Source organism: Bacillus testis, from assembly GCF_001243895.1.
GTDB lineage: Bacteria > Bacillota > Bacilli > Bacillales > DSM-1321 > Bacillus_AD > Bacillus_AD testis.
The window spans coordinates 1-15,715 of sequence record NZ_LN851186.1 but is presented as its reverse complement, the minus strand read 5'-3'; the positions used below and the strand labels follow the sequence as shown (position 1 = coordinate 15,715).

Sequence of the window (15,715 nt, the reverse complement as noted above, 5' to 3'; positions counted from 1 at the left end):
TAATCCTTAGTTAAACGGTTTTGAACTAATCTCTAAGGCAACGGCTAGGCGGCCCTCATCATCCAGTCCGGCGAGCAGCAAACGGTTTTGGCCATCGATTTCAAAATGGTTGACACCTTCAGCATAGACCCATCCGATTGATAATTTAAGCCCGACTCTATATGGTCCTTCACCCATGATTTTTCCGTGGGAATATTCAACTTGGGCATTGCGGATATAGGCGCCGGCAGAATAGCTCCCGCCTCCGAAATGGGATGCATACGCTCCATTGGTCGTTTCTAAATGTATATAGACAGGTTGTTGCTGGAAAGAATCAATCGCTTTTTGTACGGCTGATACGTCTATTGGTTTCATATGAATAGCTCCTCCTTCATTGACAGATTTATTTTAGCCACTTGAACGAAAAACAATCGTAGTGCTTGTGGCATGGTTTTCTTTATCTTACTAGATGGCGATGGATTTTGCTAAAAGATACACTCGGCAGGCAAAAAATAAGCCCGGCATTCCGCCGGGCTTGTCTTCATTATGATTGTTTGCCGTACAATTTATAGGCACCGTGCATAGTGGGCCCTACATATTCATTCAGTTTCCATGAATGTCTAATGGCTTCTGTAACGAAATCCTTTGCGACGTCGATCGCTTCTTCCACGCTCTTGCCCAATGCCAATTCAGCAGTAATGGCAGCCGCGAATGTACAGCCGGCGCCGTGTGTATAAGGCGTGTCGATCAGGTCATTTTCAATGACTTTATGCTCTTTGCCGTCAAATAACAGATCAATCGCTTTTTCGGTGCCTTTCAATTTGCTGCCGCCTTTGATGATGACATATTTTACGCCAAGGGCATGGATTTTTTCAGCAGCTTCTTTCATTTCGTCCACCGTAGTGATGGCTTTCATATTTGCCAGCTGTGCCGCTTCGAATAAATTTGGCGTAGTGACAGTGGCAAGGGGGAGAAGGGATTTTTGATAAGCAGTCGTGTGTTCAGGGAAGAGGGCTTCATCTTCGCCTTTGCATACCATAACAGGGTCAATGACTACATTTTTAAGATTATGTTCTTTGATCTTCTGTGCCGCCATTTCGATGATTTCAACAGATCCTAACATGCCTGTTTTCATAGCATCTACACCGACGGAAAGAATGGTGTTTAATTGCGCCTCTAATGTTTGGATATCAATCGGGAAAACCTGGTGTTTCCAATGGTCTTTCGGATCCATGGCAACAATAGTCGTCAGAGCCGTCATGCCATATACACCAAGCTCCTGGAATGTCTTTAGGTCAGCCTGCATGCCGGCGCCGCCGCTTGAATCAGAACCGGCGATCGTTAATGCTTTTTTCATAGTCGTACGTATCCTCCTCTAGTTATTAAAAGTAATTGGAAGGGCTTAACAGTCAGCGTCAAGGGTGCAGCCGCATATACATTCAGTTTAATTCTTTCTTAAATTATAATACTATACTGTAATTTTACAAGATTTTAATTATATGGTGCATGGCTATTTCTCGGCTTAGTAAGGCTGATGCAGAGAGTCTGCAAAGACAGAGAAAAACCTCTTTCCGCTAAAGGCGGGAAAGAGGTTTTGGAGTGGTTTATTGAGCAACTACAATAACAACCTTGCCGTAGTCAAGCTGTTCTTCGTATTTGGCTGCTTCGTCTGCAGTCAAACCGAGGTTTTGCATTTTGGAGCGAAGTTCATCGCCGCGGGAGCGGAACATGTTGCCCATGGCATCCAACATGCCTTGTTCCTTGATTCCCACACTCTCTGTATCGGTGTTTTCAGTCAAATGTTCGGAACGGTCTTTGTCGTGGGCGAAGATATAAATATTTTCTTTCGTGTATCCTGAAGCATTTAATTCATCAATTTTTTCTTTTGCTTGTATTCCGTTTTCGACAACTTCTACTTTATTCATATAAACATTCCTCCTAAGAACTTTTTTAAGAGTGATCGTAGGCTGTGCAATCGTTTAGTAGTGTTGCTGCGCTCATACTGTATATATAGCCGGGATAACCATCTATAAAACATGTTAATGCCAAAAACAAAAAATAATGGACTAATCTTTTGTTTATCTTTTTCCAAAAAGGAGCTTGGCGAAAACCATCCCTCACGATATTCTTTGCGAGTCAGACAGATAGAGAATATAGAGCTGTTAGGTTACAATGAGAATACAATTAAGAATGAGCAAATGAGGGAAAACGATGTTATTGCCACACTATATTCATTCTTCCTGGAAACCATTTCTTACGGAAGAAATAGTAGATGAATTAAAACAGATCGAGGCGCAAATCGGCGACAATTATAACCCCGTCGACCGGGATAAGGTCCTTCGTTTTTTGGAAACAGACCTGAGCCGGGTCAAAGTGATTTGGCTGGGGCAGGATGTGTACCCAGCGAAGGGAGTAGCCACCGGACGGGCATTCGAAGTAGGGAATATGGAAAGCTGGTTCCAGCCTTTTCGGCAAGTGTCATTAAAGAATATCATCCGGCTGCTCCATAAAGATCAACAAAATATAGAAGAATATAAAGAGATTAAAAGCTTTCAACAGATCAAGGAAGAAATGCTTGAAGGCCGATTTACAATCAGTGAGCCCCATCAATGGTTTGATTGCCTGGAAAAGCAGGGAGTATTATTCCTAAATACCTCATACACATGCGAGATAGGCAAACCGAATAGCCACCGGGCCATTTGGGAGACATTCTCCCAGCAGGTAATGTCTTATATATCTGCTTTCAATCCAAAGATTGTTTGGTTTTTATGGGGGAGGGAAGCGCAGAGTAATAAAGCGTTCATTAAGGAAGGCATTTTCTATGAAAGCCGTCATCCGATGATGTGCAGCGCAAAGTATGAAGATGATTTTCTGAAATTTTCCGGCTTCAAGGAAACGGCGAATAAGATCAATTGGCTTTGCTGAAGAAATTTGTGTTCCACGTGAAACCAAGGAGAGCCGAATAGGGGGGAGAAGGATGAAAAAACAGGAGCGGGTGAATTGTATGAAATGCAGATTCTATCACATCACTTGGGATCCTTCTTCGCCCAGAGGATGTAAAGCTTTTGGCTTTAAGACAAAAAGAATGCCTTCTGCCGTTGTTTATAGCTCCTCCGGGCAGGAATGCATGAAATATACTCCCAAATAACGGATTAGGAATAGCTTGTTATCATAAATAAAAAGAGGTGAAAGTTATGGAAGTCTCCACTCAAAAGGTGTTAAAAAAGATGGAGGATTTGCTTTTGAAGGCAAAATCAGCTCCAAGTTTTGAAAAACAACAAGCTTATGTGTTGGCAATAAAGGCATTGTGCGAATTGATCGCTGAAGATGAACAACTGGCAGAAAGACCGACAGTGCCTCTTCGGCAACCTGATATAGACAGGCAGCCAATTAGGCAAATGCCGACGACAGAGACCGTTATCAGCAAACCAATGTCATTGGAAGATGCGAATGGTTCGTCCTTGCTGGATTTTTAATGGTAAAGCATTTTTGCTTGTGGAAGAGAACGCGTTTTTGTAAGTGGATGACATCGCTTGTTCACAGGGGAAGAACAAGATCGTGTTCTTTGGGCGAAATGTATGATTAAATAGAAATATACGAATATATATTATTTTTAAACAATATTTTCGCAGGACTTAAATATGAAAGTGGGGGGAATCATGAAACTATTTTTTATATTCGGTGCTGCATATGCCGCACTTTCTGTCGCATTGGGGGCTTTTGGAGCCCATATCCTCGATGGGAGGATTCCGGCAAAATACGTAATAACATGGGAAAAGGCAGTTACATACCAGATGTTTCATGCAACCGGGCTGATGATTGTTGGCTTGCTCGCTGGAAAATATGGAATGAAGCCATCGCTCAACTGGTCGGGTTGGCTGATGATTATAGGTGTCATTTTATTCTCAGGAAGTTTATATGTACTGAGCGTTACACAGATCAAAATGCTTGGTGCCATCACGCCAATTGGGGGAGTAAGTTTCATCGTAGCTTGGATTCTCCTCATTGTGGCAGTCTATAAAGTGAAACTTTAATCGCTCCCACTCTTGAGTTGAAGGAGTTTTAGTGCCGGTTAAAATAGAATAAAATGGTATAAAAAAATCCCCTTGTGAAAGGGGATTTTTTGCGCGGTCTCCACTATGGTCAGCGTGGAGAATAGGTAGACATTGGCGCGGCAGTATTGAACGGATAGTCGTACTCGATTTCCTCATCGAATGTAATGTAATCGAGATAGACCATCAATAATAGATAGCGGATGCCTGTTTGCGGGTCGCTCAGGATAATATGGTCTCTGCCGGCCGCTTCAATGATGCCTTTGAATATTTTTGCATTCCATTCATTGTTGTTTTCAAATGTCATATAAACGGTGGCCAGCTTGCCTTTATTTAAGCGAAGGATATTCTCAACATATGATTGCTCGATTGGAAGCATACCGGGGACCTGAACACCGGTTGTCGGTGCGTTCTGGGTCGGGACAAGCAGGCTGCCGGAAGCTGCCAACGGTCCTCCCTGGTAGCCTGTGCTTTGGCCTGCCTGCTGCTGGGCCTGCTGTTGTGGATACATAGTAGGCTGCTGCGGAGCGCCTTGCATGGTGTTGTAATATGGAACTTGCTGTTGCGGCTGGCGCTGCGGCGGTGCTGAATAACCATAATTAGCGTACGGATTGGAACCGGATTGATTCATGCTTTTAACCTCCAATTCATCATCTTCGATTTGTCCTTGCCTTCTTTTTGAAGCTAAACGTTGATGTACGCCTGTTATTGGTCAATAGCAGGCCGCGGAGAAAGCATTATGTGAGGGTGAAAAAGGCAGCAGCCGCGCCCCCTTGGCAGAAGACAGGGCTGCCTACTTGGACGATTAAGAATTCAGAAGGTAGAGTAGACGCCTGGACAGTCGTCTCCATTAGGTTCAAAGAAGCAGTGGTTTTTATATCTGCCGGAGTTCGCCTGGTTATACCAGGTAGGCGGGCAATCTCCTTCTGGGCGGAAAAACCATAAAGCATAAGACGCGGGGTGATAGCGGTTCCCCTTGATTACTTTGCGCGCTAATTCAATATCTTGTTCCCGTGCCCGCTGATAGAAGTAGCCTTTTTGGGTTGCTTCAAACCCGCCTGGACTTTGAAAAACCATCTGATTCATATTGGTGACTTGCTTAAAATCAAGACAGTTTGCCCTGATCCTGTTTACGCCTACGTTGCCGACCATCAGCATGCCCAATTCCCCTTCTCCTTCTGCTTCAGCCCGCATCAGCCGGGCCAAAAGCTTTACATCTTCCTCGTTATAAGGAATAACACCCATTTGTCCACCTCATTCGTCTGTTGGATCTGGCTGTGAGTAAACCATTCTTTGAAAAAAGCCATAAGGAACCCTTACTGTTCTAACTATATGCCTGGTGAAGGCCTTTAATGCCAAAAAAAAGATGCCAGGCATGGGTATGACCGTTCCTGGCATCTTTACGTTTTATATCTATTAAGCCGCAAGTGATCAGACTTGCAGGAAGGATGCTACTTTTTCCTCTGTTAAAAGGTTGCCGACATAGAAGGCTCCGAATTCGCCGTAGCGCGCACTCACTTCGTCGAAACGCATCTCATACACGAGCTTTTTAAACTGAAGAACATCGTCAGCAAAGAGTGTAACGCCCCATTCGTAATCATCAAAGCCGACAGAGCCCGAAATGATCTGCTTTACTAAACCGGCGTATTTACGGCCAATCATACCGTGGGAACGCATCATGGCCCGGCGCTCGTCCATCGGCAACATATACCAGTTATCATTACCCTGGCGGCGTTTATCCATTGGATAGAAGCACACATGCTTGGACTTTGGCAGAACAGGATATAGGCGGGAAATGACATATGGATTTTGATAAGGGTCTTCATCTGAATCGGAAGGAAGATAATTGCTTAATTCGACAACAGATACATATGAGTAGGCTGGAACTGTATATTCAGCCAATTTTGACTTGTTGAATTCAGTTTCAATCTCATTCAATTCTTCCATTGTAGGTCGAAGAATCATCATCATAAAATCAGCTTTTTGGCCGACGATTGTATAAAGGGCATGGCTTCCGGCTTTTTCGTTTTCAGTTTTCTTCCATTTTTCAACTAGTGCCAAGAACTCTGCAATAGCAGTTTGGCGTTCATCGCTGGACAGCATTTTCCAGATTGTCCAATCGATTGTGCGAAAATCATGCAGGCAGTACCAGCCGTCCAGTGTTTGTGCAGCTTCACTCATTTTTTATCACTCCCATGATTACCTTCTTTTTACTTCCTAACTATACCATAAGACCCTATAAAAACAGTTCTCAACGGCTCACAGACATATAATTGTTAGAATTATCTTTGTATTTTCCAGCCTGTAAATCAGGGGGAGAAACCTAAGCCCTTAGAAGGAACAATGTTTCAATATCTTCCATTAAGGAAAAGAAGGATAGAAAAGGCTGGATATATAGGTATAGCCATTTTTAATTATTCGGAGAAATCGCTTTTTTTCATTTAGATGCATAGAAATTTCCGTTTGGACAGAGTATGCTAATACGTATAGAAATGAAGGAGGATCCTATCGTGAGTGATTTATTTCCAGCTTTGAAAGAAAGAGTGACAGGGCAAAACATCAAGATTGTGTTTCCTGAAGGCAAAGACACACGAATCCTTGTAGCTGCGGGAAGATTGGCTGCTGAAAAAATATTGACGCCAATCCTAATCGGCAATATTGCGGATATTGAGAGCAAAGCGGATGAACTGGGGGTTTCCCTTGATTCGATTGAAATATATGATCCAGAGAATTTTATCATGTTGGAAGAACTTGTATCGGCTTTTGTTGAACGGCGCAAAGGGAAAGTGACGGCCGAGGAAGCTCGAGTGATTCTAAAAGATGCTAATTACTTTGGAACCATGCTGGTTTATGTAAACAAGGCGGATGGGCTTGTCAGCGGAGCAATGCATTCAACGGCGGATACGGTCCGGCCGGCTTTGCAGATTATTAAAACGAAAGAGGGCGTCAGAAAGACATCAGGTGCGTTCATTATGGTGCGCGGTGACGAGAAATACGTCTTTGCCGATTGTGCGATCAATATTGCTCCGGACAGCAATGATCTAGCAGAAATTGCTGTCGAGAGCGCTAAAACGGCCGAGATGTTTAATATAGAACCGCGGATAGCGATGCTTAGCTTCTCGACGAAAGGATCAGCCAACTCTCCGGAAACGGAAAAGGTTTCCAAAGCGATCGAATTAGCGAAGATGCAGAGTCCGCTGCTGATCATTGATGGCGAGTTCCAATTCGATGCGGCATTTGTTCCTTCAGTAGCTGCAAAAAAAGCTCCTGATTCTCCGATACAAGGAGATGCGAACGTATTTGTATTCCCGAGCCTTGAGTCTGGCAACATCGGCTATAAGATCGCCCAGCGTTTAGGCAATTTTGAAGCTGTTGGTCCAATCCTGCAAGGGTTGAACCGTCCTGTTAATGACCTTTCACGCGGCTGTAATGAAGAAGATGTGTATAAATTGGCACTTATTACAGCAGGACAAGCGTTGCAACGATAAAGTAAACGTTGGTCGGCAGGGGACATTCAACCAACCGAAGTTCTGACTGGGGCTTGAGACCCGCTTGCACTTCTTCATTTTCACTCTCGTTGCGAAGTGGGAGTAATAGCGATTGTTAGAAGGGGAATAAAGACATTATTTTTTGTGAATTGATATAGGAAGCAACGGGCAATGGACTTTCCTTTGCCCGTTCACTGTGACAGGCGATACGTTAAACGTCTAAGCGGCAGTTAACGCCTTGCTTTTTTAATAGAAAGCGATGGTGCTATGGCTGCTTTTTCATATTTTATAGTATAGAAGAGGTAGGGATCATATGAACGAGGGTCATTCTTTATTAAATCAAGAATCATGGCGGGTCATCGATCAGTCAACGATGGGTGAATCATTCTCGGCTTTGCAGTCTTTTGCCATGGATGATACGCTCTGCCATGTTGCAGGGCAGGGCAAGTCGCCTGCGACAGCGAGAATATGGGTGCACCACAATACGGTCGTATTGGGGATTCAAGACAGCAGACTGCCTATTCTAGAGAAGGGGCTTGCGTTTCTGCAGGAGCAAGGATATCGGGCGATTGTCCGGAATTCAGGCGGTTTGGCTGTTGTCCTTGACGAAGGAGTGCTCAATATTTCACTAGTGTTCACAGAGCAGTCCAAGCGGATTGATATCAATCGTGGGTACGATACGATGGTTGAATTGATTCGTTATATGTTCCGGCAATATGATTGCAAGATTGAAGCGAGAGAAATTGTTGGATCCTATTGTCCGGGCAGCTATGATTTAAGCATTAATGGGCGGAAATTTGCCGGCATATCCCAACGGCGCATCCGAAACGGAATTGCTGTCCAGATCTATTTGTGTGTAAACGGCAGCGGTTCGGAGCGGGCTGCCATGATCCGCGATTTCTACCGGGTAGCGATTGGAAACGAAACCACCAAATTTGCTTATCCGGAAATCATTCCGGATGTGATGGCGTCGTTGAGTGAATTACTGGGCGTGCAATTGTCGGTGAATGATGTCACCCTTATGTTGCTTAAAGCTTTACAGGATTACGGCGGCACTGTGTTTGCTTCTTCTCTTACTGAAGAAGAAGCAAATCTGTATGAAAACTATCTCATTCGCATGCAAGAGCGAAATGATAAAGTGAACCTTTAATCGATTATTCGAATAGAAGGCTAAAAAGAGCAAACGCCCCTCTCCATGTAGGAAAGGGGCGTTTTATATATGAATAGATGTTACATCATTTCTCCGGATCGGACGTTCATTCAGCTACTTTTTCCAGATTCCCGTTCCGATCCATTTTGAACTTTGTGTTGTGCTGGGGGGCTTCCTCCTCCAATAGCACCAATTTGCGCGCCCGGTTCATGATTTTCATGATGGTTTCATAATCTTCCTGTATTGTTTCCGAGCTCTCTTCCATCGTAGTAATCTTATGCTGAAGTTCTTCCGCCATGTTTTTATAGCGGTAGAGTTCGTTTTTCAATTCACGGATTTCGCCTTTCAATCTTTCGTTCTCTGCCAAGATCGCTTCATTGTGGAAGCTTTGTTTATTCATAGATTGCAAAAAGGCAATGATATCCTCGAGTTGGAGAGAAGAGGAAAGAGGCGCTGTAGGTGTAGACTGTGGCTGTTTTTCCTCGGAGTAAAGCGGCTGTTCCGTTTTTGGCTCTTCTTCCAAAAAGTTGAGTGCAGGCGGCTGTTCCAATAAACCTTCCATTGCCTCTGACATGTTTGCCGGTACGGGAGGAGAGTATAATAGTTTCTTTTTGCCCCCCTGCTCCTTGCCTAATAGGCGGTGCCTTTGTTTACGCTGTTTTTTGGCTAGCTGCAGCGCTTTTTCATAGTTATGGCGTACAACTGCATTCCAGCGGAAACCGCATGCTGCAGAAGTGCGGTTCAGCTTGTCGCCCACTTCTTCAAATGCGTTCAATTGTGTGCTTCCTTCACGGACATGGCGTAAGACTGTTTCCGCCAGCAATAAATCATCTTCTTCTGTCCAAGCATCTTGTCTAGTTTTCATTTCTTCTCTACCTCTCATTCATATCTTTTTTGGCTTCCGGATTCAGGGAATTTCTGCTAGTCCTATTGTGTACGAGTTGTGAAGTTTTTATACATCAGCTTGAAAGGATAGTAGTTTTTGAAAAAGATTGTTTTCTAAAAGAGTGCCGGGAAAGCTTCAAAGGCCTGTCCTATAAGCGCTTAAATGTGCTTTTGACTTTGAAGGGAAGGTGGAGTAAAATACGCTTAGTGTTGAATGAACTGCACGTTTTTTAGGAGGCAAACGTCCATGCGGATCATGCCTTTTTTTAAAGAACGTTTATATAGTATTTCCGTTTATAGATGCCGATTATTCGCTCTCTCGGCACGGCAAACAAGAAATAATAGTAGAAAGGGATGAATAGGATGGCCAATGAATTCAGAATCTGTGATGAATGCCAAGCAACAAACATTAAAACGCTTGTTCCAAAGTTGAAAAAACTTGATCCTGATGCATCGATTGATATCGCATGCCAATCATACTGCGGACCGGGCAGAAAAAAATCCTTCGCCTTTGTGAACAGCCGTCCAGTAGCGGCACCGACAGAGGATGAGTTGATCGAAAAGGTCCAAGCGAAGATTAAATAAAAAGAAATCGTGGAATATAGATAAAGAATGCCTATTGTGAAAAGACATAGGCATTTTTTTATGTTTATATTTTTCATTGGAAACAGCTTCAATGGTAAAATAATAAAAAAGCATGCCAGTATAAAAAGAAGAGGTTACTATGACATATTCTAAAGAGAAATTAAGCGAAGAAAAGGTATTTAAAGATCCAGTGCACCGCTACATCCATGTGAAAGACAGAGTGATCTGGGATTTAATTGGTACTCGTGAATTTCAAAGACTGCGCAGAATAAAACAACTGGGAACCACTTTCTTTACTTTCCACGGAGCGGAGCATAGCCGTTTTAACCATTCACTCGGTGTATATGAAATTGTGCGCCGAATCATTGATGATGTGTTCGACGGCCGCCCTGAATGGAATGGGGATCAAAGGCTGCTGTCGCTTTGTGCAGCCTTGCTCCATGATCTTGGCCATGGCCCGTATTCCCATTCGTTCGAGAAGGTTTTTAATTTGGACCATGAACATTTCACCAGGGAAATTATATTGGGAGATACAGAGGTGCATAGGATTTTAGCGAAAGTGTCCCCAGAGTTTCCGAAGAATGTGGCGGAGGTCATCGCCAAGACGTATTCCGATAAACTGGTCGTCAGCCTGATTTCGAGCCAGATTGATGCCGACAGAATGGACTACCTGCAAAGGGACACCTATTATACGGGCGTCAGTTACGGACATTTCGATATGGAAAGGCTGCTCCGGGTCATGCGGCCGAGAGAAGACCAGGTTGTCATCAAAAGCAGCGGCATGCATGCGGTCGAGGACTATATTATGAGCCGTTACCAAATGTATTGGCAGGTCTACTTCCATCCTGTTTCACGTAGTGCGGAAGTGGTCTTAATCAAAATCCTGCACCGCGCCAAAGAATTGTATAACAAGAACTATGTGTTCAAGCAACAGCCAGGGCATTTCCTGTCTTTATTCGAAGAAAAGGTGACTGTCCAGGATTATCTGAAGCTCGATGAAAATATAATGATGTTCTACTTTGAAGAATGGGAAAACGAAAAAGATCCAATCCTGAGTGATCTTTGCAGCCGATTTGTCAATCGCCGGCTTTTTCAATATATCGAATTTCAGCCATCGCAAAAAGGCATGACCATGCTGATCGAATTGACGGGATTGTTCAAGAAGGCGGGAATCGACCCTTCCTATTATTTAGTGGTGGATTCCTCTTCCGACCTGCCGTATGATTTTTATCGTCCCGGTGAAGAAGAAGAACGGCTGCCCATCCATCTATTGATGAATAATGGTGATATCAAAGAACTGTCCAGGGAATCTGAGATAGTGGATGCCATCAGCGGCAAAAGACGGACAGACCACAAGTTGTATTTTCCGGCCGACTTTTTGAATGATCTCTCAACCAAAAAAATAATCAAAAAACAAATCCGTGCACTTTTGGGGCTTTGACAGAACCGGAAGTGGAGGGCCAACATGGATCGGCATGCCTTTAGGGTGTCTTTTAATCGACATAATAAATAGGAAAAGCAAGGGCTGCGGGCCACATTATTGAAAAGGGCAGCCGCTTTCTGATGTCTACGTTTTTGATAGGAGGAACGAACGTGTTTAATGAACATGCTAAGATCATTCATGCAATCGCTGCTGTCGGCGAAATTGCCGGGCGTAAAAAACTTCAAAAAATGATCTATATAGCCAAAAAAATTTCTTTTCCATTCCAAGAGAAATATGAATTTCATTATTACGGTCCTTATTCGGAGGAATTGACTCTTAAAATTGAAGAACTGTGCGACTTGGGTTATCTGAATGAAGTAAAGGAAAAAAAGGGCGGCTACCAACTCTACTGCTATTCGCTGTCGGAGGAAGGCAAGGAATTTTTGCAGCTGTACAAGATGGACATGCCTCGTTTGGAATTATGCCTTCAAGATATGAATGCGCAAAATGCCCGTTTCCTTGAACTGGTATCAACCGTCTTGTATTTCGACACTTTGGAAAAAGAAGAAGTGGCGGAAAAAGTATTTACGTTAAAAAGCAAACAGAAATATACACTGGAAGAAATCGACGAAGCATATGCATACATTGAAAGTTTAAAGCAAAAAGCGAAGGCCCATTGAAAGGCCTTCGCTTTTTGGGGATTTCCTTATAAGAAAGGTGCTCCAGTTTGTACGGAGCACCTTTCTTGGTGTCTAGCTCCGAACACCCAACGGCTAGGTGACTTCACATTTTTCTCTACGATAAGTCATCATCAGATCACTACGTTCGCTGTGATTCCTTTATCTCAAAAAAAACGCTCCAGTCCCTACGCAGCTAAACGGGTGTTCTCCGCTTTTCTTGATCCAGCTGCAGGGCCCAGCGACTAGCAAACTTCACGTTTTTCTCTACGATAAGTCAACATCAGCTCTCTACGTTCGCTGTGTTTCCTTTATCTCAAGAAAAACGCTCCAGTTTGTACGTCGCTAAACGGGTCCTTCCGCTTTTCATTGTCTAGCTGCAGACCTCCAGCGCCTAGCAAACTTCGCACATTTCTTCTACGATAAGTCAACATCGGTTCGTTCCTCACCGTGTTTCCTTTATCTCAAAGAAAGGTANCGATCAACATACAAATCTGACTCCCGGCAAAACAATCCGCAATGTCCTGCAGGAAGCTTTTGCCCACCTGTTTGACGTAGAGGCGGAACTGAATGAAGTAACAGCGAAAATGGGCGAAGCAACTCCCGAAGAGCTTGAAGAATTGCTGGAGCGCATGGCCGAGCTGCAAGACCAATTGGATGCAGGCGGTTTCTATTCACTTGACCTTAAAATTGAAGATGCTGCACGCGGTCTGGGGCTGGATGCCATCGGACTTGAGCGCGATGTAGCTGCACTAAGCGGCGGCCAGCGCACCAAGGTATTATTGGCGAAACTGCTCCTTGAACAGCCGCAGGTCCTTCTTTTGGACGAGCCTACCAACTATTTGGATGAAGAACATATCACATGGCTGTCCAAATACTTGAAAGAGTACCCGCATGCGTTTATCCTGATTTCCCATGATACGGAATTCATGAATGCATCAACGGATGTCATTTTCCATTTGGAATTCGCCAAGCTGACACGCTACACAGCAACGTACGAAAAATTCCTGGAGCTGGCTGAATTGCACAAAAACCAGCACATAAATGCCTATGAAAAACAACAGGAATTCATTAAGAAGCAAGAAGATTTCATCGCCAAAAATAAAGCCCGTTACTCGACAACCGGACGCGCCAAAAGCCGCCAGAAGCAACTGGACCGGATGGAACGGATCGACCGTCCTGAAACAGCAATAAAACCAACGTTCGAATTTAAGGAAACGCGCGCAAGCAGCCGCTGGGTATTCGAAGGAAAGGATTTCCAAATAGGATATGACCATCCCCTGCTTCCCCATAAATTAAACATGACAATCGAACGCGGCGAGAAAATTGCCATTGTCGGCTGCAATGGCGTCGGTAAATCAACGCTTCTGAAAACAATCCTTGGCGTGATTCCGCCGCTCAGCGGAAAAGTGGTAAAAGGCGATTTCTTGTATCCGATTTACTTTGAGCAAGAAGTAAAAGCGGACAACAGCACACCGATCGATGTCGTGTGGAATGCATACCCAAGTATGGAACAAGCCCAAGTGCGGGCCGCTTTGGCGCGCTGCGGTTTGAAGAACGAACACATCTCCCGCCCGATGAACCAGCTAAGCGGAGGAGAACAAGCAAAAGTCCGCCTCTGCAAGCTGCTGATGGAAGAAAGCAACTGGGTCCTATTCGATGAGCCAACCAACCACTTAGACGTAACTGCAAAAGAAGAACTAAAACGCGCACTAGCCGCCTACAAAGGCACCGTCCTACTCGTCTCCCACGAACCAGACTTCTACCAAGACTGGGTAACAAAAACCTGGAACGTAGAACAATGGGCGAATGAATAAAGAAAAGCGGAAGACCTCCGTTTAGCTCCGTACAAACTGGAGTGTTTCTCTTCGAAATAAAGGAAACACGGTGAGGAACGAACCGATGTTGACTTATTGAAGAGAGAAACGCGAAGTTTGCTAGGAGCTGGAGGTCTGCAGCTGGATCGAGAAAAGCGGAAGTGACCGTTTAGGGACGTATGAACTGCTCCCTGTCAAGTAGACAGCCGAAATAACAAAAATGCTTTAAGCGGCTTGAGCCCTAAATTCTAATGGGCTTAAGCCGTTTAATCGTTTTTGAAAACGGTCATTATTATAAAAATCTATGTATTCATCAATCGCTTTTTGTAACGCTTCATACGTCTTATATGTATGTAGATAATATTTTTCACATTTTAATGTGCCCCAGAACGATTCCATGGGTCCGTTGTCGATGCATTTCCCTACCCGTGACATACTATGTGTTAATTTGGCTTTAGTGATGATTTCCTTGAACCCATGCGATGTGTATTGATAGCCACGATCACTATGAATCAAAGGCTTTTCTTCTTTTAACGATGAGATTGCTTGATTAAGTGTATCAAATACTAATGGGTTATTATTCGAATGGCTTAATACATAGCTGACAATGGAGCCGTCATAAAGGTCCAAAATGGCACTTAAATAAGCCTTTTGTGACTGGCCATACTTGAGTTCTGTCACGTCCGTTACCCATTTTTCATTCGGTTTGTCAGCTGTAAATTCCCGATTCAGCCTATTTTCAGCTAAGTGCTGGGCAGGCGAAGACACATACCGTTTTCGTTTTCGGCGGATGACCGACTTTAACCCCCTTATATTCATAAGGCGGTATATGCGTTTCACATTCACCTTTGGTTTGTTTTCAGCTTGGCGTTTCCGATTGATGTTTAAGGCTACTCGACGGTATCCATAAATGCCATTTACCTGTGTATAGATCGCTTGGATTTCTTCCAGGATTGAACGGTTTTCTGTCTCTCGTTTGGAAGGGGAACGCTGAAGCCATTTGTAATAAGCTGCGCGCGAAACGCCCGCAATATCACATAATAAAAGAATAGGGAGATGGTCTTTCTCGTGTAATTCTTGAATCGCTTGATAGTGGGTTTTGTGGCGAATCTTCGCTAACGACGCCTCCTTTCGATTTCCTCTAACTTTTTTAAAAATAAATTTTCTGCACGCAAACGTTCATTTTCCTTTTCTAACCGTTTCATCTGTAATCTTATTTTTTCATCAGGCGTTAATTCAGCTTCGCTCCTTGTTCGTCCACGTTTATCTCTTAATCCTTCTTCGCCCTCTGCTTCAAACTTTTTTGTCCAGCTATATGCTTGGTAATAAGACACCTGAAAAGTGTCAGCTGTTAACTGATAGTCTTTCTGGTGGCTAAGACAATAAGAAACGATTTCAAGGNGTATACTGGTTAATCCATCTCCTTAAAACAGACTCACTGGTAATTCCATATTTAGCGATCACCTGGGTCAACGAATAGCCACCATCTAAATAGGTCTGTACGGCTGCCATTTTTAATTCTTTTGGATATCGGGTCCATGTAGTCGCTTCTCTAAGAGCTTCCTCTCCAAACGTTTCATATCTAATCTTCCACCGTTTAATGGTTTTGTGTGATACTTGGAATTGCCTACTCAGTTCACGTAAAGAAGTATGGCCTTG

Annotated in this window: 18 protein-coding genes and 1 pseudogene; 9 read left to right on the top strand and 10 right to left on the bottom strand. The window is 43.8% G+C overall.

Annotated elements, in window-relative coordinates:
• Window positions 1–6 precede the first annotated feature (6 nt).
• The 3 genes from BN1765_RS00590 to BN1765_RS00580 all read right to left on the bottom strand — a co-directional run bounded on the left by BN1765_RS00590 (window position 7) and on the right by BN1765_RS00580 (window position 1,904).
• Window positions 7–354 carry a YojF family protein gene (locus BN1765_RS00590; protein ID WP_050613392.1) on the bottom strand — a complete coding sequence of 116 codons (348 nt, stop codon included), beginning with the start codon at window positions 352–354 and terminating at the stop codon, window positions 7–9.
• Window positions 355–523: 169 nt separating this feature from the next.
• Window positions 524–1,336, bottom strand: a complete 813-nt coding sequence (pdxK, locus tag BN1765_RS00585; protein ID WP_050613391.1) for a pyridoxine/pyridoxal/pyridoxamine kinase — start codon at window positions 1,334–1,336, stop codon at window positions 524–526.
• A gap of 247 nt (window positions 1,337–1,583) precedes the next feature.
• Window positions 1,584–1,904 (bottom strand): YflT domain-containing protein, encoded by a 321-nt coding sequence (locus tag BN1765_RS00580; RefSeq protein WP_050613390.1) that lies wholly within the window; start codon window positions 1,902–1,904, stop codon window positions 1,584–1,586.
• A gap of 286 nt (window positions 1,905–2,190) precedes the next feature.
• Between BN1765_RS00580 and BN1765_RS00575 the strand changes: the two genes are divergently transcribed.
• The 3 genes from BN1765_RS00575 (at window position 2,191) to BN1765_RS00560 (ending at window position 4,013) form a co-directional block, all read left to right on the top strand.
• Window positions 2,191–2,904 carry a uracil-DNA glycosylase gene (locus tag BN1765_RS00575; protein WP_050613389.1) on the top strand — a complete coding sequence of 238 codons (714 nt, stop codon included), beginning with the start codon at window positions 2,191–2,193 and terminating at the stop codon, window positions 2,902–2,904.
• A gap of 269 nt (window positions 2,905–3,173) precedes the next feature.
• A complete protein-coding gene (locus BN1765_RS00565; protein WP_050613387.1) occupies window positions 3,174–3,455 on the top strand; it encodes a YwdI family protein in 282 nt (93 codons plus the stop codon).
• A gap of 183 nt (window positions 3,456–3,638) precedes the next feature.
• Window positions 3,639–4,013: a DUF423 domain-containing protein gene (locus tag BN1765_RS00560; RefSeq protein WP_050613386.1), complete on the top strand. Its 375-nt coding sequence runs from the start codon at window positions 3,639–3,641 to the stop codon at window positions 4,011–4,013.
• Window positions 4,014–4,122: 109 nt separating this feature from the next.
• On the opposite strand, the gene gerQ is transcribed toward BN1765_RS00560, so the two are convergent.
• The 3 genes from gerQ to hemQ all read right to left on the bottom strand — a co-directional run bounded on the left by gerQ (window position 4,123) and on the right by hemQ (window position 6,212).
• Window positions 4,123–4,662, bottom strand: coding sequence for a spore coat protein GerQ (gene gerQ, locus BN1765_RS00555; RefSeq protein WP_050613385.1), 540 nt, complete (start codon window positions 4,660–4,662; stop codon window positions 4,123–4,125).
• A 182-nt stretch (window positions 4,663–4,844) separates the two neighbouring features.
• The gene (locus BN1765_RS00550) at window positions 4,845–5,276 is read right to left on the bottom strand and encodes a cell wall hydrolase (protein ID WP_050613384.1); all 432 of its coding nucleotides are present in this window, start codon (window positions 5,274–5,276) and stop codon (window positions 4,845–4,847) included.
• Between the two features lie 186 nt (window positions 5,277–5,462).
• Window positions 5,463–6,212, bottom strand: coding sequence for a hydrogen peroxide-dependent heme synthase (gene hemQ, locus BN1765_RS00545; protein ID WP_050613383.1), 750 nt, complete (start codon window positions 6,210–6,212; stop codon window positions 5,463–5,465).
• A gap of 329 nt (window positions 6,213–6,541) precedes the next feature.
• Here hemQ and pta point away from each other — a divergent pair, with 329 nt between their 5' ends.
• Together pta and BN1765_RS00535 are read left to right on the top strand one after the other, a co-directional pair.
• Complete coding sequence (gene pta / locus BN1765_RS00540; protein ID WP_050613382.1) at window positions 6,542–7,519, top strand: phosphate acetyltransferase; 978 nt, start codon at window positions 6,542–6,544, stop codon at window positions 7,517–7,519.
• Window positions 7,520–7,832: 313 nt separating this feature from the next.
• A complete protein-coding gene (locus tag BN1765_RS00535) occupies window positions 7,833–8,669 on the top strand; it encodes an octanoyl-[GcvH]:protein N-octanoyltransferase (protein ID WP_050613381.1) in 837 nt (278 codons plus the stop codon).
• Between the two features lie 106 nt (window positions 8,670–8,775).
• Here BN1765_RS00535 and BN1765_RS00530 read toward each other — a convergent pair whose 3' ends face one another.
• Entirely contained in the window at window positions 8,776–9,534 is a 759-nt protein-coding gene (locus BN1765_RS00530; RefSeq protein WP_050613380.1) for an RsfA family transcriptional regulator, read from the bottom strand.
• A gap of 383 nt (window positions 9,535–9,917) precedes the next feature.
• Between BN1765_RS00530 and BN1765_RS00525 the strand changes: the two genes are divergently transcribed.
• From BN1765_RS00525 to BN1765_RS00510, 4 genes and pseudogenes are all read left to right on the top strand, one after another.
• The gene (locus tag BN1765_RS00525; protein WP_050613379.1) at window positions 9,918–10,139 is read left to right on the top strand and encodes a YuzB family protein; all 222 of its coding nucleotides are present in this window, start codon (window positions 9,918–9,920) and stop codon (window positions 10,137–10,139) included.
• 139 nt (window positions 10,140–10,278) lie between these two features.
• Window positions 10,279–11,580 (top strand): HD domain-containing protein, encoded by a 1,302-nt coding sequence (locus BN1765_RS00520; RefSeq protein ID WP_050613378.1) that lies wholly within the window; start codon window positions 10,279–10,281, stop codon window positions 11,578–11,580.
• A 152-nt stretch (window positions 11,581–11,732) separates the two neighbouring features.
• On the top strand, window positions 11,733–12,242 hold the full coding sequence (locus BN1765_RS00515; protein ID WP_147554127.1) for a YwgA family protein: 510 nt from the start codon (window positions 11,733–11,735) through the stop codon (window positions 12,240–12,242).
• A 476-nt stretch (window positions 12,243–12,718) separates the two neighbouring features.
• Window positions 12,719–14,056, top strand: a pseudogene (locus BN1765_RS00510) (ABC-F family ATP-binding cassette domain-containing protein); the annotation flags it as partial.
• Between the two features lie 225 nt (window positions 14,057–14,281).
• Here BN1765_RS00510 and BN1765_RS00505 read toward each other — a convergent pair.
• From BN1765_RS00505 to BN1765_RS19725, 3 genes are all read right to left on the bottom strand, one after another.
• Window positions 14,282–15,166 (bottom strand): IS3 family transposase, encoded by an 885-nt coding sequence (locus tag BN1765_RS00505; protein WP_230199552.1) that lies wholly within the window; start codon window positions 15,164–15,166, stop codon window positions 14,282–14,284.
• A 5-nt stretch (window positions 15,167–15,171) separates the two neighbouring features.
• On the bottom strand, window positions 15,172–15,450 hold the full coding sequence (locus BN1765_RS19730) for a helix-turn-helix domain-containing protein (RefSeq protein ID WP_230199551.1): 279 nt from the start codon (window positions 15,448–15,450) through the stop codon (window positions 15,172–15,174).
• 1 nt (window position 15,451) lies between these two features.
• Window positions 15,452–15,715 (bottom strand): helix-turn-helix domain-containing protein (locus BN1765_RS19725; protein WP_147554125.1); only part of this gene is annotated, 264 nt, incomplete at its 5' end.